The sequence below is a fragment of the Vreelandella songnenensis genome, assembly GCF_003002925.1.
Lineage (GTDB): Bacteria > Pseudomonadota > Gammaproteobacteria > Pseudomonadales > Halomonadaceae > Vreelandella > Vreelandella songnenensis.
This window is the reverse complement of record NZ_PVTK01000012.1, coordinates 1-20,483: the sequence shown is the minus strand read 5'-3', so window position 1 is coordinate 20,483 and position 20,483 is coordinate 1. Positions and strand designations below refer to the sequence as shown.

16 protein-coding genes are annotated in these 20,483 nt (G+C 56.7%); 8 read left to right on the top strand and 8 right to left on the bottom strand.

Annotation, left to right across the window (positions count from 1 at the left end):
- Nucleotides 1–134: 134 nt before the first annotated feature.
- Both dsbG and B0H98_RS15565 read left to right on the top strand, forming a co-directional pair.
- Nucleotides 135–911, top strand: a complete 777-nt coding sequence (gene dsbG / locus B0H98_RS15570) for a thiol:disulfide interchange protein DsbG (RefSeq protein WP_106375988.1) — start codon at nt 135–137, stop codon at nt 909–911.
- A gap of 180 nt (nt 912–1,091) precedes the next feature.
- Nucleotides 1,092–2,696, top strand: coding sequence for a methyl-accepting chemotaxis protein (locus tag B0H98_RS15565; RefSeq protein WP_106375987.1), 1,605 nt, complete (start codon nt 1,092–1,094; stop codon nt 2,694–2,696).
- Nucleotides 2,697–2,795: 99 nt separating this feature from the next.
- Here the strand turns inward: B0H98_RS15565 and B0H98_RS15560 are convergent, their stop codons facing one another.
- From B0H98_RS15560 to B0H98_RS15550, 3 genes are all read right to left on the bottom strand, one after another.
- A complete protein-coding gene (locus B0H98_RS15560; RefSeq protein WP_106375986.1) occupies nt 2,796–4,016 on the bottom strand; it encodes a glycosyltransferase family protein in 1,221 nt (406 codons plus the stop codon).
- 16 nt (nt 4,017–4,032) lie between these two features.
- Nucleotides 4,033–4,950 (bottom strand): HAD-IIB family hydrolase, encoded by a 918-nt coding sequence (locus B0H98_RS15555; RefSeq protein WP_106375985.1) that lies wholly within the window; start codon nt 4,948–4,950, stop codon nt 4,033–4,035.
- 376 nt (nt 4,951–5,326) lie between these two features.
- Nucleotides 5,327–6,334 carry an OmpA family protein gene (locus B0H98_RS15550; protein WP_106375984.1) on the bottom strand — a complete coding sequence of 336 codons (1,008 nt, stop codon included), beginning with the start codon at nt 6,332–6,334 and terminating at the stop codon, nt 5,327–5,329.
- A 114-nt stretch (nt 6,335–6,448) separates the two neighbouring features.
- Between B0H98_RS15550 and B0H98_RS15545 the strand changes: the two genes are divergently transcribed.
- The 3 genes from B0H98_RS15545 (at nt 6,449) to B0H98_RS15535 (ending at nt 8,672) form a co-directional block, all read left to right on the top strand.
- On the top strand, nt 6,449–7,186 hold the full coding sequence (locus B0H98_RS15545; protein ID WP_422822161.1) for a hypothetical protein: 738 nt from the start codon (nt 6,449–6,451) through the stop codon (nt 7,184–7,186).
- A gap of 88 nt (nt 7,187–7,274) precedes the next feature.
- Entirely contained in the window at nt 7,275–7,805 is a 531-nt protein-coding gene (locus B0H98_RS15540; protein WP_106375983.1) for a FlgO family outer membrane protein, read from the top strand.
- Between the two features lie 57 nt (nt 7,806–7,862).
- A complete protein-coding gene (locus B0H98_RS15535) occupies nt 7,863–8,672 on the top strand; it encodes a glycosyltransferase family 32 protein (protein WP_106375982.1) in 810 nt (269 codons plus the stop codon).
- Between the two features lie 131 nt (nt 8,673–8,803).
- On the opposite strand, the gene glyA is transcribed toward B0H98_RS15535, so the two are convergent.
- The 3 genes from glyA to B0H98_RS15520 all read right to left on the bottom strand — a co-directional run bounded on the left by glyA (nt 8,804) and on the right by B0H98_RS15520 (nt 13,625).
- Nucleotides 8,804–10,069: a serine hydroxymethyltransferase gene (gene glyA / locus B0H98_RS15530; RefSeq protein WP_106375981.1), complete on the bottom strand. Its 1,266-nt coding sequence runs from the start codon at nt 10,067–10,069 to the stop codon at nt 8,804–8,806.
- A gap of 173 nt (nt 10,070–10,242) precedes the next feature.
- The gene (locus B0H98_RS15525) at nt 10,243–12,810 is read right to left on the bottom strand and encodes an ABC transporter permease (protein WP_106375980.1); all 2,568 of its coding nucleotides are present in this window, start codon (nt 12,808–12,810) and stop codon (nt 10,243–10,245) included.
- Nucleotides 12,807–13,625 (bottom strand): ABC transporter ATP-binding protein, encoded by an 819-nt coding sequence (locus B0H98_RS15520; RefSeq protein ID WP_106375979.1) that lies wholly within the window; start codon nt 13,623–13,625, stop codon nt 12,807–12,809. The genes B0H98_RS15525 and B0H98_RS15520 overlap by 4 nt, the downstream gene beginning before the upstream one ends.
- On the opposite strand from B0H98_RS15520, the gene B0H98_RS15515 reads away from it, so the two are divergent.
- From B0H98_RS15515 to B0H98_RS15505, 3 genes are all read left to right on the top strand, one after another.
- A complete protein-coding gene (locus B0H98_RS15515; RefSeq protein WP_106375978.1) occupies nt 13,624–14,295 on the top strand; it encodes an arylesterase in 672 nt (223 codons plus the stop codon). The genes B0H98_RS15520 and B0H98_RS15515 overlap by 2 nt on opposite strands.
- 80 nt (nt 14,296–14,375) lie before the next feature.
- Nucleotides 14,376–15,080 carry a transglutaminase-like cysteine peptidase gene (locus B0H98_RS15510; protein WP_106375977.1) on the top strand — a complete coding sequence of 235 codons (705 nt, stop codon included), beginning with the start codon at nt 14,376–14,378 and terminating at the stop codon, nt 15,078–15,080.
- A gap of 14 nt (nt 15,081–15,094) precedes the next feature.
- Nucleotides 15,095–16,993 (top strand): EAL domain-containing protein, encoded by a 1,899-nt coding sequence (locus B0H98_RS15505; protein ID WP_106375976.1) that lies wholly within the window; start codon nt 15,095–15,097, stop codon nt 16,991–16,993.
- A gap of 34 nt (nt 16,994–17,027) precedes the next feature.
- Here the strand turns inward: B0H98_RS15505 and B0H98_RS15500 are convergent, their stop codons facing one another.
- The gene (locus tag B0H98_RS15500; protein WP_106375975.1) at nt 17,028–17,348 is read right to left on the bottom strand and encodes a tryptophan synthase subunit beta like protein; all 321 of its coding nucleotides are present in this window, start codon (nt 17,346–17,348) and stop codon (nt 17,028–17,030) included.
- An 84-nt stretch (nt 17,349–17,432) separates the two neighbouring features.
- Nucleotides 17,433–20,402 (bottom strand): calcium-binding protein, encoded by a 2,970-nt coding sequence (locus tag B0H98_RS17280; protein ID WP_208623633.1) that lies wholly within the window; start codon nt 20,400–20,402, stop codon nt 17,433–17,435.
- Nucleotides 20,403–20,483 lie beyond the last annotated feature (81 nt).

Here is a 20,483-nt window from a genome sequence, read left to right as displayed (position 1 = left end):
GTGTGCTCTGGAACAGAACGCCGGCCTATGCGCCGGCGTTTTGCTGAATAGACCAACTCAAGGACGATGTATACTCTCGACTATTTCCACTGTTAACCCCCTTCTCTCACCCACGCTCAAACAAGGATGATGTAATGCTCTTTCGCTCTTACGCTGCTGTTGGCAGCCTTGTTTTGCTCACCAGTGCCGCAAGCCACGCAGGCGAACTGCCAGCGCCCGTTCAGGCGCTGGCCAATCAAGGGTGGGAAATTCATGACCCGTTTGATGCGCCAAGTGGTTTGCAAGGCTTTGGCGCCAGCACCCAGGGCCAGGAGGCCATCATCTACCTGACCCCAGACGGTGAACATGCGATTGTCGGCACGCTGGTAGACAGCGAAGGTAATAATCTGACCGAGCCCCAGCTTGATACACATGTGCGAGTCGCGCTTGAAGCACAGACCTGGCAGCTTCTTGAAGAGAGCCACTGGATTCAGGATGGGGATACCGACGCGCCGCGCCTGATTTATACCTTTACCGACCCCAACTGCTCCTACTGTCAGCAGTTCTGGGAACAAGCCCGCCCCTGGGTCGATGCGGGCGCCGTCCAATTGCGCCATATCATGGTCGGCGTGCTGGCCCCCGATAGCCCCGCCAAGGCTGCCGTTCTGCTGGGCGCAAGTGACCCGGAGGCGGCGCTTGCACGCCATAAAGCGGGTGAAGCCATTGTCGTCACCGCCCAGCCTCAAGACGTTGAAGAGCAGGTATACACCAACAACCAGCTGTTTGAAGCATTGGGCCTCTATGCGACGCCTACCAGCGCCTATCAGCGCGAAACGCCCAGTGGGGATACCCGCATTGGCCGCATCCAGGGGATGCCGGACGAGGAAGAACTCATCGAAATGATGGGCAGCGAGACGCCGGAAGCGGGTTAATCATATCAGCCATCAATAGGCGCCTGGTTTTATAAGCCATTGATTATAACGCCCGTTTTGCGGGTGCTATTCAGCGCTCTTCATTCTGGTAAAAATAACTCATGAATAGGCTAAGGTCTTGTCAGAAAAGGCCGATATAACAGCATCCTCCACTTTTGGCTCTGCTGTTATAGGAATCTCATGTCACGACTGACTACGAATCAACGACTCTGGGGCATTCTCGGACTTATCTGTCTGGCCATGCTGACGCTGGTAGGCTGGCTAACCTGGGAAACACGTCAAACCATCGAACAAGAGCGGCGTACCAGCATTCAGCATGTCGTTGAGAGCCTTCAATCACAGCTGCAGGCCCTTCAGGTTAAATCCAGTACCGGCGAGCTTACTCTTGAAGACGCTCAGCAGCGTGCCATCGACGCGATTGCCAATGCCAGCTTCGCTGAAGGTGAATACGTGTTTGCCTTTGACGATCAGATGCATATCGTTTCTCACCCCAATCGCCCACGCGGCGAAGACATGAGCAATTACCAGGATGCCAACGGTGTACGCTTGTACGCAGAGTTCCTGAATGCTGCTCGCTCCGGAGGTAGCCATGTCGATTACTACTCTCGCCGCATTTCAGGTGATGAGCAGTTCCCCAAGATCAGTTACATCGCTTACTTGCCCGAGTGGGGCTGGGCGTTTGGCGCCGGTATCTACGTTGACGATATCAATGCGGCTTTTATCAGCAACCTTATCCGCTCGCTGATTGCGCTATTGATTATCGGCATACCGGTAACGCTGCTGATGGGCTGGGTGATTCGTGACGTGGCTCGTCGCCTGGGCGGAGACCCTCGCTATGCAGCGGAAGTGGTACGTCATATTGCCGATGGCGATCTGACCCGAAACACCACGCTTTCCAGTCGCGACCAGGAAAGCCTGCTGTTTGATATCAACCGCATGCGGGAAAGTCTTGCAGGTACCATCGGCGATATCCATCACGGTGCCGATCAGGTCAACAATGGCGTCGAGCAGATTGTGGGCGTCAACGAAGAGCTCTCGACGCGTACCGAGCAGCAGGCCGCGTCTCTGGCTGAAACCGCCTCCAGCATGGAAGAACTGACGGCGACCGTTAAACAGAATGCCGAGCACGCCCATCACGCGCGCAAGCTGGCTACTACCACGGCGGACAACGCTCAGCGCGGCAGCGATGCCATGACGGCTGTCGTGGCGACCATGGCCAACATCAACGAAAGCTCAGCGCAGATGAGCAGCATCGTGAACACGATCGATGCCATTGCCTTCCAGACCAACATTCTGGCACTCAATGCGTCGGTCGAGGCGGCTCGCGCGGGCGACCAGGGCCGCGGGTTTGCCGTGGTGGCCAATGAAGTACGCCAGCTTGCCAGCCGCTCCGCTGCCGCCGCCCAGGAAATCAAGAAGCTGATCGAGAACTCGGGCACCAAGGTAGCCGATGGCAGCCAGCAGGTACGCGCGACGGGCGAGATGATCAATAGCGTGGTGACAGACATCAAGCAGCTCAGCACGCTGGTTCAGGAAATCTCCGCCGCCACCAGTGAGCAGAGCAGCGGTATCGAGCAGGTCAACCTGGCCGTCACCCAGATGGATCAGATGACCCAGCAAAACGCAGGCCTGGTACAGGAAAGCAACCACGCCACCCAATCGCTTGCCCAGCTAAGCACTCAGCTTCGTCAACGGGTCGCCAACTTCCGCATCAATGCTCAGGCGCCAGCGCCTGCGGCACTTCCCTCTTCAGCGCGCTATGTCACTGAGGAAAGCGATTTCTAGGGATTGAGATTCTTTGTGGCGAGGTAAATGCCTCTATAAGTTAGCGCCCTCTTTACCGTCAGGTCTAGAGGGCGTTTTTATCTGCTTGAGCGCTTTATTTTATACCTTGCCCTGATTATCCAGCTCGACAGCTTCGTGCATTCTGCTCAGTAAATCCGGCACGGCGGCCTGTACACGGTTCCAACTGGGGATAAAGGGCCGTTCACGCGGATTGTCCAGAAACAGATTGCCGGCTTCCAGCAGGTTACTGGCAAAAAGCTCCACCGCCTGCTCTTCGCAGTGACGATCCAGACTCAGGCCATTCATGGTGGCGTCGTGGTCATAGGCTTCTATCAGGTCCAGTGCCAATCGATAATACGTGGCTTTCAGGGTTCTGAAATCTTCACTGCTGAAGCTTACTCCGTGGGTCGCAAGCTTGCGGTATAGCGCCTTGGAGATATCCAGGCTCATTCGATTCAACCCCCCACTTGGGTCCTCCTCGCTTACCGGCTGATGCTTGTGGTCGTAGGCATCAGCAATATCTACCTGACACAGCTGGCGGTGGGAGTAGTTGCGCTGCAGCTCAGAGAGTACGCCAATCTCAAGCCCCCAGTCAGCGGGAATTCGGATACCTTCCAGAACCTCGCTGCGCATGGCAAACTCACCGGATAGCGGGTAACGAAAGCTATCCAGATACTCCAGATAAGGCAGCGGCCCGCATACTGTCTTGAGTGCACGTAGTAACGGCGTTACCAGCAAACGGGAAACGCGTCCATTAAGCTTGCCTTCGGCAATGCGCGGGTAATACCCCTTGCAGAAGCTGTAGTTAAAGCGCGGATGGGCAACCGGATACATCAAGCGAGCTAGAAGGCCACGCTCATAGGTCAGGATATCGCAGTCATGCAGGCCCACTACGGCCGAGCATCCAGAGGCGAGCATGTAACCCGAGCAGTACCAGACGTTACGACCCTTGCCCGGTTCAAGTGCGCCCAGCCCATGGCTTTCAAGCTCGCTGTCCAGTTCACGCAGGCGGGGGCCGTCATTCCAGAGAATACGGGTATGCTGCGGCAGGCGGGCAAAGAACTCGCGAGCATGCAGAAATTGATCGCGATCAGCGCGATCAAGCCCTATCACGATTTCATTGAGATACGGCACCTTGGCCAGTTCATCCACGATATTGGAAAGCGCCGGGCCTTCCAGCTCGGAATACAGCGAAGGCAGGATAAGCCCCATGGGGCGACGTTTGGCAAACTGACTTAACTCCTGCTCAAGCGCCTCGACCGGCCGACGCGTCAGGTTATGAAAATCGGTAATGACGCCATTCTGATGGAAATCGCTCATGTGTGCCCTCCTTGGATTATTGAGTGGCGGCGTTAGTCTCGCTTGCCGCTTGTACGGGCGCCTCTTCGCGCCCCCACCAGTAGGCAATGCCTTCTGCCCACCCCGCGGGGCCCAGCGCTTGTGTGCGATAAAGCGATGCGCTTTGCGGCGACACCAGCGCATCATGCATGCCCTGGATCACAACGGCCTGATCGACTGCTTCAAGCATGGTGACATCATTAGGTCCATCGCCAAGGCCTAGCGATAGCGGTGTGCATCCTCTGAGCGTGGCAAATCGCTTGATCAGCCAAGTAACAGCACTGCCTTTATCGGTACCACGGCCCATTACATGCCAGAACCGTCCGCCCTGAGTCAGCTCAAGGCCATCGCCTTCAAGCGCCAGGCGAAACGTATCGAGAGAGGCCTGGTCATCTTCCCAGATGAGGGGCTCACACCCTTCACGCTGTTGGGCATCACTTGCCCGCTTTGCATCCAACCCGGTTAAGTGTGCCACCTGTTCGATACTCATCTCCCCCATGCCGGTAAAGCGAAGGCCCAAGCGCTTGCGCCATACTTTCAATCGGGCACGAATAAAATCGATATCAACACCGGTATGCTTGATGACCATGCCGTCAGGCCCGCTGGCTTGACGGTCAAGGCGCGCATGACACCAACTGGGCGGCAACCCGATCACTGCCCCGTTTTCGGCTACAAATGGCGTAGCGATAAGTCCCAGCGATTCCCGAAGCGAGAATAACTCCGCTCGGGTCTTGCTGGTGACCGGTATAACGGGAATCTGCAGCTTCTCAAGGCAGGCAAGACTGGGCGCGGCGGGTGAAAAGTCGTAGCTGTGATGATCTAGAAGCGAACCGTCTAGATCGGTAAACACCAGACGTGCCTGCTGCTGAGCGTCAGGCGTACTGGCGAACAATGCAGTAATGGCGTGTTCAGACATGGCACTACCTCTGTGTAACGCTATAAAAGCCTAGAGCAAAGGTGCTGTCAGCTAAAGACAAGAAGCAGCTTACATGCCAAGAATAGAAAATTTTTAACTATTAGCAACTTAAGTAAAGGAAGATACCGATAGAACGAAATGAAGAAAGGGGTAGACGGCGATAAAGGCATTATTTAAGTGCATCGCGGTATAGGTTCAGGAAAGTAAGAAGCCAGATGTATAAAAAAAGCGCAGCAGAACGTATTTTACTTGGCAAAAAATGATCAATAGCTATACTCAAATTGTACTCGCTGGCACCTTTGTATACCCCCTCACCTGATGTCAGCGAGCTGCAGTGAGCCAAGTTTGAGCCCGCCCCCCGGCGGGCTTTTTTTGCTTACTCAACGTGAATAACGACTTCTACGCGCCGGTTACGCGCGCGCCCTTCGGGGGTGGCGTTATCTTCAAGAGGTTGGGTGGCCGCCAGACCTACTGCACGTAGTCGTTCCGGGTCCACGCCTGCGGCCTCAAGCGCTTCTACAATGGCAATGGCTCGCGCGCTCGACAGCGCCCAGTTAGACGAAAACTCATCGGTACTGATTGTCTGGCTGTCCGAGTGCCCTTCGACCCAAACCTCACCGTCGTAACGCTGTATGGTTTCTAGAAGGCTGCCGACCAAGGAGCTCCCGTCAATGGTCAGATCGGCGGTCGCTGAAGGAAACAGCAACTGATCCTGTACTCGAAGACTGATGCCTTCGGCAACTCGCGACACCTCTACACCTTCCAGATCCGGCAGGTAGGGGGAGGTTTCAATTCGCTCGGCCAACGCCACCTGCAAGGCCTGGGCACTGCTAATCGCTTCTTCGGATATCTCTTGAACATTGACCGGTGCACGGTCGGTAAGCAGTACCATGTAGTCGGCAAGCGGTGTGCCTAACGTATCGCTGTCAACAGGCATCAACAGCGTGGGCAGCGCCATGGGCGGCAGCATGGGTTCATCCGTTGCCGGTAGGTCCAGAGTGGCCAGCGCAAGCAATGGGGGCGGCGCACTCGCCACCAAGCGCGAGCTGGGCAACCCGGCGACGCCTAACGCTGCACTGATAGCAAAGGGCTCTAGCCCGCGCCGCCAGGCAGGCAGCTCGCGCTGCTCAAGAGTGTTCACCATGGCTTCAGGCAAAGGCACGTTAAAGTCGGGTGCCGCCTCCTCGACCACCTCTTCTTCTGGCGCAGGCTTGAATATTTCTGGCTGGGTAGCACCAGCCGCTGCGATAATGATCACGAACAGCGCCACCAGTATCGTCATGATATCGATATAGCTGATCATCCAGCCGCTATTGCTGTCGTCTTCGGGATAGGCTGACAGCAGCGAATCGTGGCGTGGGCCGCCGCGATGATCTTCAAGCATTCGTATTATCGCTCATTCAAGTTTTCAACCTCGTGGCCGATTTAGTAAGCAAGACCTACCCGTGCATGACAAACTAGTCTAACAAAGACCCTTCCAAGCGATAAGGAACCGCCGGTGCGCATCTGCTTTAACTCTTTTGCTACTCATTCACTCTTGCGCCTTGCAGGCATCGGGCTGGTCGGTGCAATGCTCAGCGGCTGTTTTTATGCCAATACTTCGCAAGCGCCCATTGCGACTACCTACCCCTACTCCGAACAGCAGCGTATGCAGGCCGCGCACCACTGGGAAGTGCTCGCACGCCATGAAGCCAGCAGTATCCTGCAGCGCGAACGCGTACGTTTTCGCGATTTGCACATCACCGAATCGGATAATCAGGCGCTGCACTTCTATAGCGGCGGCGAGTTCGAGCGCGGTTTTCGCACGCTTCTGACCAGTGAACTGGTGTCGCGTGGCGCCAACCTCACCACGGTGCCTACCCCCAACGCTGCCAATATACATATCAGTGTCGATGTGGTCGAACATCGCGACCGAGGTTTTGTTCGTCCGCCCACCGGTGCTTTTACCGCGTTGGCGACAGGCATTGCGGTGGCCACCATTCCCATCAATCGTTGGGCGGAGCCGTCACTCGGCCTGATTCCGGCCGCTATCGGCGCCGATATCGTCAGCGGCAGCTGGACTCATACGGGTAATGAGGAAGTGATCATTACCACCCAGATCATTGATGGGGAGCGTATTCTCTACTCGTCATCCAATATCTACTACATTAACGCAGGCGATCGCCGCCAGTATGCGCCCCACCGCGTGCCTCGCGCACCGGTCACGCCTACCGTCTCCATTACTGATACCTGGTAACGCCATGCCTTTTACTCTGTTTGCTTTCTCCATGCGCTCGTTTTCATTGCATCTTTCAGGCTTGCGTTTAAACGTTTGCCGACTGCTCATGCTCTGTCTTCTACTGGCTGGCATTACCGGCTGCAGCACGCTTGGCAATTCAAATAGCCAGCAGAAGCCACCGCCCGCACCCGATCTTTCCGAGCTGGCTCACCAGGCAGCGCAGCAAATGATCGCCAGCAACCCGGATTTGACGCGCTACAGTCCCATGATTGCCGCCACTTTTGTCAGTATCGACAATCTGAGCCAATCCTCGACCTTTGGGCGAATCAGCTCGGAGATCATGGCCTCGGCCCTTGCTCAGCAGGGCATGCAGGTGCGCGAAGTCAAAATGCGCGACAGCATGTTTATTGAAGAGAGCGTGGGTGAGCTGATTCTTTCCCGGCAGGTGCAGCGCTTGAGCTCCCAGCATAATGCACGCTCCATCCTTATGGGCACCTACGCGCAAGGCCAGGACTATCTTTACGTGAGCACCCGGGTGGTGCGCTCCGGTGATGCCATGGTACTGGGAAGTGCAGACTTTCGCGTAAAACTGGACAATAACATGCGCAGCCTACTGGAAGGGCAAGGAGGCTGGTAAACTACCCTCTTTTACTGCCACCCATACTGTTCTCAGGGCATGCCAGGAAGAGTGTTAATGCACGGTTTTAAGAATGTGATAATTGTAGTAGTCAGCCGGCTGATCAAGCTGGCTGCCAATGTCACCAAGCTTTTGAGCTATGTTTTTCACTTCGTTCTACCTAATAAACGGTTTACTCTGCCAGAACGTGCCTCACCCTGGCTTTCCCCCAAGGGGAAAGCGGCTATCCCACGCACACTATGGCAGACCAACTTTACCGATCAGGTAACGCTTCCCGTCTATCTCAACTACCTGTTCAACCGGCTGATGGCGCCCCGCTTTGAGTACCGCTTCATGGTGACTCAGGCGAGGCGCCAGTTTATTGCTGAAAACTGTGAAGATGAAGTACTCGCCTGTTACGACCGTTTGCAGATTGGCGCTGCCCAAGCAGATCTTTGGCGTCTAATCGTGCTGCATCAAAAAGGCGGCGTGTATCTTGATATTGATGCGCACGCGATCTGGCCGCTTGCCAGTATCCTGGGCAAGCGCCGTGAAGAGCTATACGTCATCACCCGCCTGAAGCAGTTCAGTAACTACTTCATTGCCAGCAAGCCGCACAACCCCAATCTTGCCGCGTTGATTCAGCAGGTCTGCGCCAATATCGAAGCCAATGAGTTAACCAACGTGTTCGATATCACAGGCCCTGGGGTTTTCAATCAGGTACTCGACATAGAAAGCGTACCCGGTGTTTCTTATCGGCATGCCTGCAACCAGGGTAGTTTCACCAACGAGCATTTTCAGTACATCGACAAGCCAGCAGGCAAATGGACCAAGGAGCAGGAGAAGGTTGCGGTCATCGCGCCAGACCACATCGCTAAAAATAATTAACTACGCATTTAACTACTTTTCCAAAGAGATATAACCTTTAAAACAAAACACGGGAGACCCATAAGGGCCTCCCGCGCTTTGCGGCTATCCATAGCCTGGAGAACTGTTTTAACCAGTATAGCGAATTTTACTTACTTATAAACCGGGAAACGGCCACAAACATCCGCCACTTTCTCCAGCACCTGCGCTTCAATCGCGCTGGTGTCTTCGCCTTTGGCAAGTACATCCAGAATATCGCAGATCCAGCCGGCAAGCTGGCGGCACTCGTCTTCACCGAAGCCGCGCGTCGTCACCGCCGGTGTACCAATGCGCAGGCCAGAGGTCACGAACGGGCTTTGCGGGTCGTTGGGCACGGCATTCTTGTTGACGGTGATATGGGCACGGCCAAGCGCTGCGTCCGCGTCCTTGCCGGTCACGCCCTGCTTGATCAGCGACAGCAAGAAGAGGTGATCTTCGGTACCGCCTGAAACGATATCGAAACCGCGGTCCATGAAGACACCCGCCATGACCTTGGCGTTCTTGACCACCTGCTGCTGGTAAGCCTTGAACTCCGGCGACATGGCTTCCTTGAAGCAGATCGCCTTGGCGGCAATCACGTGCATCAGCGGGCCACCCTGGCCGCCGGGGAAGACGGCGGACTGAAGCTTCTTCTCGATATCCGCATCGTTTTCAGCCGACAGGATCACGCCGCTACGCGGGCCACGCAGGGTCTTGTGGGTCGTCGAGGTGACGACATGAGCGTGGGGCAGCGGGCTTGGGTAAACGCCTGCGGCAACGAGGCCTGCCACGTGCGCCATGTCCACCAGCAGATAAGCGCCAACTTCATCGGCAATCTCGCGGAACTTGGCCCAGTCAATCACCTGGGAGTAGGCCGAGAAACCGGCAATGATCATCTTCGGCTTGTGCTCACGGGCAAGCTCGGCCACCTGGTCGTAATCGATCAGGCCTTGCTCATTCAGACCGTACTGCACCGCATTGTACTGCTTGCCTGAGAAGTTGGGCTTGGCACCGTGAGTCAGGTGGCCGCCCGCGTCCAGGCTCATGCCCAGAATGGTATCGCCGGGCTTGACCAGTGCCAGAAAGACGGCGCTGTTGGCCTGAGAGCCGGAGTGCGGCTGAACGTTGACGTAAGTGGCGCCAAACAGCTCCTTGGCGTAATCGATCGCGAGGTTTTCGGCAATATCGACAAACTCGCAGCCGCCGTAGTAGCGCTTGCCCGGGTAGCCTTCGGCGTATTTATTGGTCAGCTGGCTGCCCTGAGCTTCCATGACGCGGGGGCTTGCGTAGTTTTCGGAAGCAATCAGCTCGATGTGCGCTTCTTGACGGCCCACTTCTTTCTGCATGGCGTCAAACAGCGCATCATCAAACCCGGCAATTGTCATATCGCGGCTGAACATTGGCGAGGAACCTCGTAGATAAGGATCGTTCATGGAAGAAATAAGGCCGCTATCATAACGCAGCCTGAAACGACTTTCATCGCATCCGCGTCAGGCAGAGCATGAACACCGTTCATGATGCGTTGACGCGCAAGAGTGCTGAGCTGAAGTAGCGCTTCCGCCCAGCACTTATCTTACGTCTCGCCGAGAAGCCCAAGGCTTGCCGCGGGTGCCTGGCGGCGCAGGCTGCGCGAAAGCGCGTGGCCGATGATGCCTATCAGAAGCGCCCCACCCAAGGGCAGTGCGATCCAAAGCATCAGATGTAGACGCGGGGTCAATTCCAGCCAGTAGATATATAGCGCCGCGGTGGCTATTTCAGCCAATACGGCACCCATCAAGCCGCTGGCAAATCCCAACAGCGCATACTCAGCCCCCTGCACTCTTGAAATCATTCGAGTGCCGGCGCCAAATACGCGCAGTAGCCCGCTTTCATGCGCGCGTACCGGCTGGCTGGCGGTGAGGGCGGCATAAAGCACGCTGACACCAGCGAGCAGCACCAGTAACAGCACAAGCTCGATCGCTCGGGTAACCTGAGCCAGCACGTCGCGCACCTGGCCGAGGATGGCATCCACGTTTAACAGCGAAACACCTGGAAAATCACTGACCAGCTGGCGTATCAGACTCTGCTCTGCGTCGGGCAGGTGAAACGCGGTGATATAACTGTGGCCGAACGACTCGAGCACGCCGGGCGGAAAGATCACGAAGAAATTGGGTTTGAAGCTATCCCAGTTGAGGCTACGCAGGCTGGTAATTCGCGTGGTCAGCTCGTCGCCTCCTACCGAGAAGGTGAGCGTATCGTCAAGCGTCAAGCCTAGCCTGTTGGCCAGCCCCTCCTCCATGGAAATCGGCACCAGCGCTTCTTGAGGTGTGGCATCCACCTCGCTTAACCAGCCCTGAGGTTCCGGGGCCTCATGCGCCTCGGCGAACCACTCCCCTGCCACCACCTGGTTGCCTTCGGGCAGTTCGGCTTGCCAGGTCAGGTTGAGTTCGCGGCGTAGCGAGCCATCGCCACGGGCGTCTTCCGGCACGGCATCCTGGGGTACTTGGCCGTTAATCGCGGTAATTCGGCCACGTACCATGGGGTAAAGCGTACTCTGCGTATCGACTCTTGGCGCGACCGCCTGCTCGAAGGCATCGCGCTCACCGGGCTGGATGTTGATGGCGAAATAGTTCGGCGTGTCATCGGGCAACTGGGCCTGCCAGGTTGAAAGAAGATCACCCCGTACCAGTACGATCATCGCCATGGCAAAAAACGTTACCGAAAACGCCAGCAGCTGGCCAACTCCCGCCTCGCGACGGCGGGCCAGCTGACGCCCGCCCAGGCGCAGCGCCTGGGACCACTCACCGGTTCCGGTCAGCCTCTTGACGCCTTTCAGGATGCCGTTAAGCAGCAGCGCGCTGATGCCCCACAGCACGGCCAGCATTACGGCACCGCCCAGCAGCAGCCCAACGGCCAAGGGCAGGCTACCTGAATAGAGCCATAACAGCCCGCCAAACACGACGGCGGCGACCGCGACGACCAACCAAGCCGCTGGCGGTAGCGGGTCCAGCTCGCGGCGCAGCACTTTAAGCGCGCTCACCTGTTTGATACGCAGCAGCGTGGGCCCGGCAAAGCCTACCAGCACGGCCAATGCCGTCAGCACACCAAGCCATAGCGGCATGATGCCAGGCGGCGGTAGCGTCATGGGCAGAAAACTGACCAGCAGGCGCAGCAGAATAGCTTGCCCGGCAAGTCCCAGAAGAGCGCCAATCAGTGATGCGATGAGCGCAAGCCCGATCAGTTGAAGGCTAAAGAGCGCCACCAGCTGCTGCTGACTTGCCCCAAAGCAGCGCAGCAGTGCGGCGGTGTCCAGATGGCGCTCGACATAGCGGCGAGCCGACATGGCTACCGCCACGCCAGCCAGCAGCACGGCGGCAAGCCCGGCTAACCCCAGGTAGCTATCGGCACGCTGCAGTGCGTTGCCCAGCTGTGGTCGATCCACGCGCACATCGCGCACCTCAACGCCCGCCTGGCGCAACTCGGTAAGCAGTCCCTGCACTTGGTCAAGCGCTTGCGGGGGCCCGGCGGCGAGCAGCTCGAACTCGACCCGCGAGCCCTCCTGCACCAGCCCGGTAGCCTCAAGATCTGCGGTATTGAGCATCAGGCGCGGGTTGAAGTTGCCAAAGCCAGCAGACTGGTCGGCTTCGCGTTCGATAATACCGCTGATGGTCAGCTCGGTCTGACCAACCTGAACGCGGTCGCCAAGCTCTATATCAATCAACTGCGCCAGGCGTGGGTCGGCCCAGGCTTGCCCGGCGGGCGGGCCCGAGGCGATCTGCTCCACCCCGTTACCCAGATCCACCCGCGAGACGCCGTAGTGAGGGTAAATGTCATCTACCGCTTTCAGACTGGCGGGCTGAAAGCGCTCGCCCAGGCTGATCATGGACACCAGGTCCACCTGATCACTGAGTGCAAACCCCGCCTCTTCCAGCGTTGCGCGAAGCTCTGGCGAAAATGGGCTGCGCTGCTCGAGCACCAGGTCGCCGCCCAGCATCTGCCCCGCCTGACGTTCAAGCCCCCGCTCCAGGCGGTCGAGAAAGAAAGCAATCATGGTAGACGCTGCCACGGCCAGAATCAGTGCGACAAACAGCGCCCGAACATCTGCCGAGCGCAAATCGCGCTTCAGGCTTCTTGCCGCCAAACGCCAGGGCATATCGCTCATTGCCCCCCTCCTTCGCTGGCATCCGGCACGAAGGGCAGCAGACGGCCCTGAGCCAGTTGCAGGCAGCGGTCGCAGCGCCGCGCCAGGGCATGATCATGGGTGACCAGAATCAGCGTAGTTCCGGCTTCCTGGTTCAGGGTAAACAGTAGATCGATGATCTGGGCCCCGGTATCCGGGTCCAGATTGCCGGTGGGCTCATCGGCGAACACCAGCTCGGGGTCGGTAACAAAGGCGCGAGCAATGGCCACGCGCTGCTGTTCACCGCCGGAGAGCTGTTTGGGCAGATGCTCGATCCGCTCTTCAAGGCCTACTTTCGCAAGCCAGCTCTTTGCCGCCTGCTCTTCGCCGGCGCGGGGAGAGAGCTCCATGGGCAGCAGCACATTTTCCAGCGCACTCAGGGAAGGCAGCAGTTGAAAGTTCTGGAATACGAACCCCACACGCCCGGCTCTCAATCCTGCACGGCCATCTTCATCCAGCCGGCTCAAGGGCTGACCAAACAGCGTCAGTTCGCCATCGCTTGGCGTATCCAGCCCCGCCAGCAGGCCCAGGAGCGTGGATTTACCTGCGCCGCTCTTGCCCAGAATGGCCACGCTCTCCCCGGCGGCTACGCTCAGCGAAAGCTCGTGTAGAATGGTTAACGTACGCTCGCCGCTGACGACCGTCTTGGTCAGCCTTTCGGCTTGCAGCACGGGCCGGCTCGCCGGTGATTGGGGAACCTTGCCGTTTGTCGCAGTGTCGGTAGCAGGCTGATTCGCTGCTTGTGGTGACGTACCGGCGGCAGAAGACTGTGCAGCTTTATCTGAGGAGTGAGGCATGAAGCGAAGCATCCCTGTGGCATGGCATAAACTTAACCGAATGGTAACCGGCTATCTGGTCGTTCTGATAGTCACGTTTAACGCATCCACTATCAACGCAAGCGAGACGCCTACGCTGCTGGTGATGGGCGACAGCCTGAGCGCCGCTTATGGCATCGAACAGGATCAAGGCTGGGTAAGCCTTCTGGAAGCGCGGCTGGATGGCCAGGCCAAGGTTGTGAATGCGAGCATCAGCGGAGAAACCACTTCCGGTGGCTTGCAACGCTTTGGCGATATTCTGCAAAAGCAGCAGCCCGATATCGTGCTATTGGAGCTTGGTGGTAACGATGGTCTGCGCGGGCTTGCCCCCAATCAGATGCGCGCAAATCTGGCCGATATGATCGAGCAGAGCCAAGCGATTGATGCCAGGGTGCTCCTGCTGGGAATCGATATTCCTCCCAACTATGGCCAAGCGTATCGCGATGCATTTACCAGCGTTTACCACTCGCTGGCCGAAGAGTACGACGTTGCGCTCTTGCCCTTCCTGCTGGAAGATATTGCGCTCAACGAACAGCTAATGCAAAGCGACAGGATCCACCCTACCGCTGAGGCGCAGCCAATTATCCTGGACAATGTCTGGCCTGAGCTGGAGCCGCTATTGAGTAGCACATACCAGGCATCTACTAAGTAAAGATTTATCCTTAAGCCCATATAGAACTTCTGCGCGGCAGCTTGTAGTCTTAGCACACTCTATTGTGATGATGGCGACTAATGCCCGCGTCTTTCACCTCCTCCCCTTTCAAGCTTTCCCGCCGGCAGTTTCTAGCCACGGCGGGCGCGCTATTTCTGGGCGCTGGGCTTGGCATTCACTCACCCTCTGCGGCAGCATTTGACCCACAGCGCTTGCGCCAAAGCATGCAGCAGGCCTACGGGCAGGCAGGCCTTGCCGTGCTCGAAGAGTGGTTTGCCATGCTGGAGCGTTTACGTGGCCAGGACGTTCAGATGCAGCTGCGCGAGGTCAACGACTTCTTTAACCGCCGCATCCGCTGGGTCGACGACATAGTCGTGTGGGGACAAGAGGACTACTGGGCCACCCCCCTTGAAGCAATGGGCAATGGCCGTGGAGACTGCGAAGATTACTCCATTGCCAAGTACATCACGCTCAAGCAGTTGAGTGTTCCCGGTGAACGGCTGCGCATGATTTACGTTCGGGCCCGCATTGGGCGCAGCCAAATTACCCAGGCGCATATGGTGTTGGGCTACTACGCTTCGCCGAGTGCTGAGCCGTTGGTACTTGACAACATCGTGCCCTCCATTACACCTGCTTCACAGCGTACCGATCTCGACCCGTTATTCAGCTTTAATAGTGATGGGCTGTGGGCAGGCGGTTCAGCGGAGTCACGCGCTGACCCGCTGGCGCGCCTGTCACGCTGGCGCAACGTAATCGACCGAATGAAAACGCAAGGTTTTATCTAAGAGGAATAGGCGTAATGTCGCTGATTAAACAGCTCTGGCTTGCCATTATCGCGCTGCTGCTACTGTCATTTATTGGCAGCCTGGCGATCAGCATTACTTCCAGCCGCGACTATATCGAGCAGGAGGTGCGCATCAAGAATGAGGACAATGCCACTGCCCTGGCGCTCTCCATGAGCCAACTCGATAAGGACGAGGTGATTCTGGAGCTTTTGATCTCGGCTCAGTTCGATACCGGCTACTACCGCCAGATTACCTTGCGCGATACGCAGGGCGATGTCCTGATCGAGCGCGTCGCTAACGAATACCAGGGCGATGTTCCGCGCTGGTTCCGCCAACTCATTGCATTTGATGTACCCATGGGTGTTGCCACCGTTCAGGATGGCTGGCGGCAGTTTGGTACGCTGGAACTGGAAAGCCAGCATAGCTTCGCTTACGGCGCTTTATGGCGTAGCACGCTGGAACTGGCCGGCTGGTTCATTCTGGCAGGCATCATCAGCCTGGGCCTTGCCATGCTGGTGGTACGCGGTATCAAACGGCCGCTGATGCGCGTGGTCGCGCAGGCCCAGGATATCAGCGCCCAGCGCTTTACCACCATTAGCGAGCCCCGCACCCTGGAGCTTCGCCAGCTGGCGCAGGCCATGAACCTGCTCTCGGCCAACGTGCGCCAGATGCTGAGCAGCGAAAGCCAGAAGCTCGATGAGCTTCGCCGCCGACTGCAGCATGACCGAGTAACGGGTGCGCTGAACCGCGATGTTTTCATGGCGCGTTTCGATGCTCTGCTTGAAAATGATGACGCTCGGGGCAACGGGCTGATCGTGATGGTTCGCGTGCAGGAGCTGGAAAAGCTCAACGAACGCTCGGGCCATCAGGCCACCGACCTTCTTCTGCACTCGCTGGTTATCCAACTGACCAAACTAGATACCCGTAGCGAAGCACCCTTAGTAGGGCGTCTTAACGGTAGTGATTTTGCCCTGCTGCTTCCTCTGGCTGATGATCTTGAAGCCCAGAAAGCTAGCCTTCAGCAGGCTTTGGCGCACACCGCCGCTCAGTCAGAAGAGGTTCACCTTCCTGCCGCAATAGCACCCTATTCGGCCGGCGACAAACGCGGCGCCCTGCTGGCCACGCTTGATGATGCCCTGGCGGAGGCAGAAAGCGATAGCGCCTACTCGCGCATCGTGATTCGCCAACATCAGCGCCACTCTCTGTTTACTACCCATGCCGACTGGCGCGCCGCGCTGGATAATGCCATCGCCAAGGGGCCGCAGCTCGCCTACTTCCCGGTGGTGGATGCCCAGAACCAGGTACTGCACCACGAATGCCCGGCCCGGCTGGAGCTGGATCAGCAGTGGCAGGCGGCAGGCGTGTTCATTCCCTGGGTAACGCGCTTTGCTTTAGAACCGGTGCTTGATCTGGCCGTTGTCAAAGCGGCGCTTCGCCAGCTGGAAACAGCTCCCGAGCACCGTCTGGGTATCAATCTGTCAGTGGCCTCCATTTCCAACGCCCAATTTGTTACCGAATTGCGTGCTCTGCTTGAAGCAGCACCTTCGCGAGCCGCCAAGCTCTGCTTTGAAGTACCGGCAACGTTAAGCACGCAGGCATTGGCCAACCTGCGCGGGCTATGCAATACACTACGCCCACTGGGCTGCCAATTCGGTATCGAGCACGTGGGGGCAGATTTTACCAAACTCGCCGACTTGCATGATGTAGGGCTTTCCTACCTTAAGATAGACAGCAGCTTGATTCGTGGGCTGGACACCTCCAATGAACAGCAGACCATCGTGCGGGGAATGGCGACGCTGTGTCATTCGCTGGGCATTCAGGTCATTGCAGAAGGTGTGACAGAGCCACAGGAGTTAATGTATGCATTCCTGAGCGGTATGGACGGGGTTACCGGCCCAGGCGTTCGCCTTTGATCTTTTAAAGTAATCAGGCTCAGGCGACGATGCGCTAGATCGTATCGTCGTCGCTCAACAAACCCACATCGTTTTTAGCCCGCAACGATTGGCGCTCCATCACCTTCTGCTGTGCAGGGATAGGCAGATCCGTAAAGGAGATGATTCCCTTCTCCAGCAGTACGGCCAGAATATCTTCCACGACGCGTACGAAAGCTAGGTCAGAGGCTAGAAAGTTGGCAGATGATCCAGACTGGCCTGCCAGAAATGCCAATACTTCTGGCGAGTCGGATGCAAGGGATTCGCTACCCTCGTGCGTTGGCTCTTTGCTGAGCGTTACGATTTCGCCCTGAGCATTGCGTTTGATGTAAAACATGACCGCTTCCTCTGTAGGTAAAAGCGATAAAAGATAGATTAAGCTGAATGGAACAGGCCGCCCCGAAGGGCGGCCTGTTATCGATTAATCGATATCAATCTTGCCATTTTGAAGCATTTTCTGGATAACATCGCTTTCGGTAGCCCCAGGTCCGGCTAGGCTAGTAAAGCTTTGCCCTTCCAAGTGAATCACTTGATCGGCATTACTGGTCTTACCGTTAAGCTCACCTTTAGAGCTGAGGTACAGTACCGTCTCACTACCCTCTTGCTTGGCCATGATGAACTTATCGATGTTGCCTTCGTTCTCGCCTTGCAATAGATCCCCCAAGTCAAGCTTATTGCTGCCCGTGCCGAAATCCTTGACGATATCGTTGGCAGGTTTACCTACTGCGCCCTGGTCACCGAATTCCCACTTGAAGGTATCGGCACCAGCACCGCCGTAGAGGGTGTCGTTGCCTGAACCACCGATCAGCGTATCGTTGCCCGCACCACCATATAGCGTATCGTTACCCTTGCCACCGATGAGCACATCATTGCCATCCCCACCAATGAGGGTATCGTTGCCTGCACCGCCGTAAAGGATATCGTTAACTTCCGTTCCGTGAAGCGTATCAACTCCGGAACTGCCAAGCTTATAGTGTTTGACGTCCGTTGTGACGTTGCCCTCAGCATCGGTAGCGGTTGCCTTGATGTCTCCGGTCGAGCCTTCGATACGTTTGAGCGATGTCATCCATTCGCCATGAGTATCGGTTTTTACCGTCTCGATCAGCTTTCCACTAGCGTCGGTAATTTTCACTTCGGCACCGGGCGCCGCCGATCCCGAGATCTTCATTTCCCTGAACCCGACCGTACTTTCTGCAAACTGGTCGTTCGTCAAGTAGTTGACGTTGCCTCTTACACCTTTGCTGTCAATCAGCAGTGTCTGCGCCGTACCATTAATCGTTCCCGAGAAGACAACGATATCGGTGGCAAAGCTGTCCACGCCGGACTTATCGGAACGTGTCACGGTACCCGTCATGCTGACAGGGTTCCAGACTTCTACATATCTCGGGAAAAGGAAGCTGCCGATATTCTGCTTACCCGCATACACTTCCCAACTGAGCGTATACGTATCCCCTACTTGGAAATAGGCAGTCTCGTTACTGCCCTCCTGGGACTGAACCGTCAGGTTACGCGTACCGCTAGTTGCCAGACTCGACCCTGCAAACAGTTGCCCTGAGTTGGAAGTATTGACCGCCGTTGCTGCGGTCCCGAAAGCGTTATCTGATAAGCTCCCCCACACTTTCGCTAATACGTTGACGCCAGACTCCATTCCCATGGCAACACTATCAATGCTAACTTCCGGCGGCGGAGGGGGTAATTCGACCTCGACCAATACCGCATCTGGGCTACTCACAATACCTTTATCGCTAACCGATTTGGCAATGATATCGAACGTCTCCAGCCCTGCATCTGGACGTACGGTGAGATGCCCAAGCTGACTTGGCTCCACGCGATAAATACCATTTTCGCTCTGGATCAGGTTACCGTTATGCAGCAAGGCGCCACCTTGGACCTGAACCAGGTAATAATCGATGGTGCCACTGGCAATATTGCCCGTCAGATCGACCTCATAAATCGTGCTGGCAACATTTAGCGCGCCGCGAATGTTGCTGACGTCTACTACCTCGTTGGCTTCAGTCGAGCGCACCTCGAAATCGACGACCGCCTGCCCCCGGCTATCCAGAGTCACCGTTAATGACTTGTTTTCAGGAGCAAAACGCGTCCAGGTACTGTTATTAGGATCGTACCAGGAGGTATCGTATCGCTCCTGACCATTAACAAATACCTTGAAGGTATCGCGCGTGCCGCCACGGCCTGTGCCATCTTCCCAGCCGCCTCTTGCCTGCTGGGTCCAGTTGAGAGTGAAGGTTTTGCCAGCGTTGCTCCGGCCAAAGTCGAAGTTGACCGTTTCCGTATCCGCCGGGGGCCTTGGATCGTTTATCCAACCATTGCCCGAGCCACCTACGCCCAGGTCAGCGAAGCCGCCCTTGATCACCGTTTCGAAACCGTGAGTGATCTTGACGTCTACATCAACGACGGGAATCGCCACGACCGTCACGGAGTCCTTACCTGAACTGCCTAGATTGCCGGCCTTATCGGTATAGCTTGCAGGCATAGTCGCAGAAGCTGAACCATATGTACCTTGGGTTGTGACAACCGTGCCTGTCCAAATTGTTGGATCATTAACGCTTTGAACCAGCCCGCCAGACAGCTTTAGCCCTTGCAGCTGCAGAAGACCAGCAACCTGACTGGCATTTAGCGGCGTACCATTTGAACCGTAAGCTACTTCACTGAAATCGATACGGATCGATGTTTCACTGCCTGTTACCAGTTGAGCATCGTCAGTGCCTAAAATGACTTCGACAGTGGGAGCTGAGGTATCAATTACACCACTGGCATCAGCTGCATTTGAGTTACCGGCAGGGTCAAAGACCGTAGCAGTTACCTTGACAGTTGTGTCACCAGTATTTAAGTCAGTCACCGTGACGACCTGACCACTTTTAAGCATGGTTTGGGTCACAGTTCCATTAAACAGCTCATTGCCCTTACCATCGTTAACGACCAACTTATCGCCTACGCGCGTACCGTCACCCAGTGTAATGGTGGCTTTCACGCCGTCGCGGATTTCGTCGGCGCTATAGATACCACCACTGGCTGCTTCCAACTTGACCGACACTGTTGGCGCAATCGCATCGACCCCACCATTAGTAATTGCAGTGGTGGTATTGCCCGCAGGATCAGTAACCTTAGCTCTGACACTAACTGCTGTATCCGTTGCATTCAGGTCGGTTACAGTCACCACCAGACCATTATTCAGCATGCTCTGTGTGACACCACCTCGGAATAGCTCATTCCCCTTGCCATCGATCACTACCAGATTGTCACCCACCTGGGTACCTTCACCCAGGGTGACCGTGGCGTTCACGCCGTCGCGGATCTCGTCGGCGCTGTAGATATCGCCGGTGGCGGCTTCCAGCGTGACGGAGACGGTCGGCGCTTGGGCATCGATCACGCCTCCCGCCATCGTGGTAGTGGTGTTGCCCGCCGGGTCGGTGACCGTGGCGGTGACGCTGACCGCCGTGTCACCGGTGTT

What these genes read in the sequence shown, in the direction of transcription:
- dsbG (WP_106375988.1), top strand. Translation starts at nt 135, where the DNA reads ATGCTCTTTCGCTCTTACGCTGCTGTTGGCAGCCTTGTTTTGCTCACC.
- B0H98_RS15565 (WP_106375987.1), top strand. Translation starts at nt 1,092, where the DNA reads ATGTCACGACTGACTACGAATCAACGACTCTGGGGCATTCTCGGACTT.
- B0H98_RS15560 (WP_106375986.1), bottom strand. Translation starts at nt 4,016, where the DNA reads ATGAGCGATTTCCATCAGAATGGCGTCATTACCGATTTTCATAACCTG.
- B0H98_RS15555 (WP_106375985.1), bottom strand. Translation starts at nt 4,950, where the DNA reads ATGTCTGAACACGCCATTACTGCATTGTTCGCCAGTACGCCTGACGCT.
- B0H98_RS15550 (WP_106375984.1), bottom strand. Translation starts at nt 6,334, where the DNA reads ATGCTTGAAGATCATCGCGGCGGCCCACGCCACGATTCGCTGCTGTCA.
- B0H98_RS15540 (WP_106375983.1), top strand. Translation starts at nt 7,275, where the DNA reads ATGCTCTGTCTTCTACTGGCTGGCATTACCGGCTGCAGCACGCTTGGC.
- B0H98_RS15535 (WP_106375982.1), top strand. Translation starts at nt 7,863, where the DNA reads ATGCACGGTTTTAAGAATGTGATAATTGTAGTAGTCAGCCGGCTGATC.
- glyA (WP_106375981.1), bottom strand. Translation starts at nt 10,069, where the DNA reads ATGTTCAGCCGCGATATGACAATTGCCGGGTTTGATGATGCGCTGTTT.
- B0H98_RS15525 (WP_106375980.1), bottom strand. Translation starts at nt 12,810, where the DNA reads ATGAGCGATATGCCCTGGCGTTTGGCGGCAAGAAGCCTGAAGCGCGAT.
- B0H98_RS15515 (WP_106375978.1), top strand. Translation starts at nt 13,624, where the DNA reads ATGAAGCGAAGCATCCCTGTGGCATGGCATAAACTTAACCGAATGGTA.
- B0H98_RS15520 (WP_106375979.1), bottom strand. Translation starts at nt 13,625, where the DNA reads ATGCCTCACTCCTCAGATAAAGCTGCACAGTCTTCTGCCGCCGGTACG.
- B0H98_RS15510 (WP_106375977.1), top strand. Translation starts at nt 14,376, where the DNA reads ATGCCCGCGTCTTTCACCTCCTCCCCTTTCAAGCTTTCCCGCCGGCAG.
- B0H98_RS15505 (WP_106375976.1), top strand. Translation starts at nt 15,095, where the DNA reads ATGTCGCTGATTAAACAGCTCTGGCTTGCCATTATCGCGCTGCTGCTA.
- B0H98_RS15500 (WP_106375975.1), bottom strand. Translation starts at nt 17,348, where the DNA reads ATGTTTTACATCAAACGCAATGCTCAGGGCGAAATCGTAACGCTCAGC.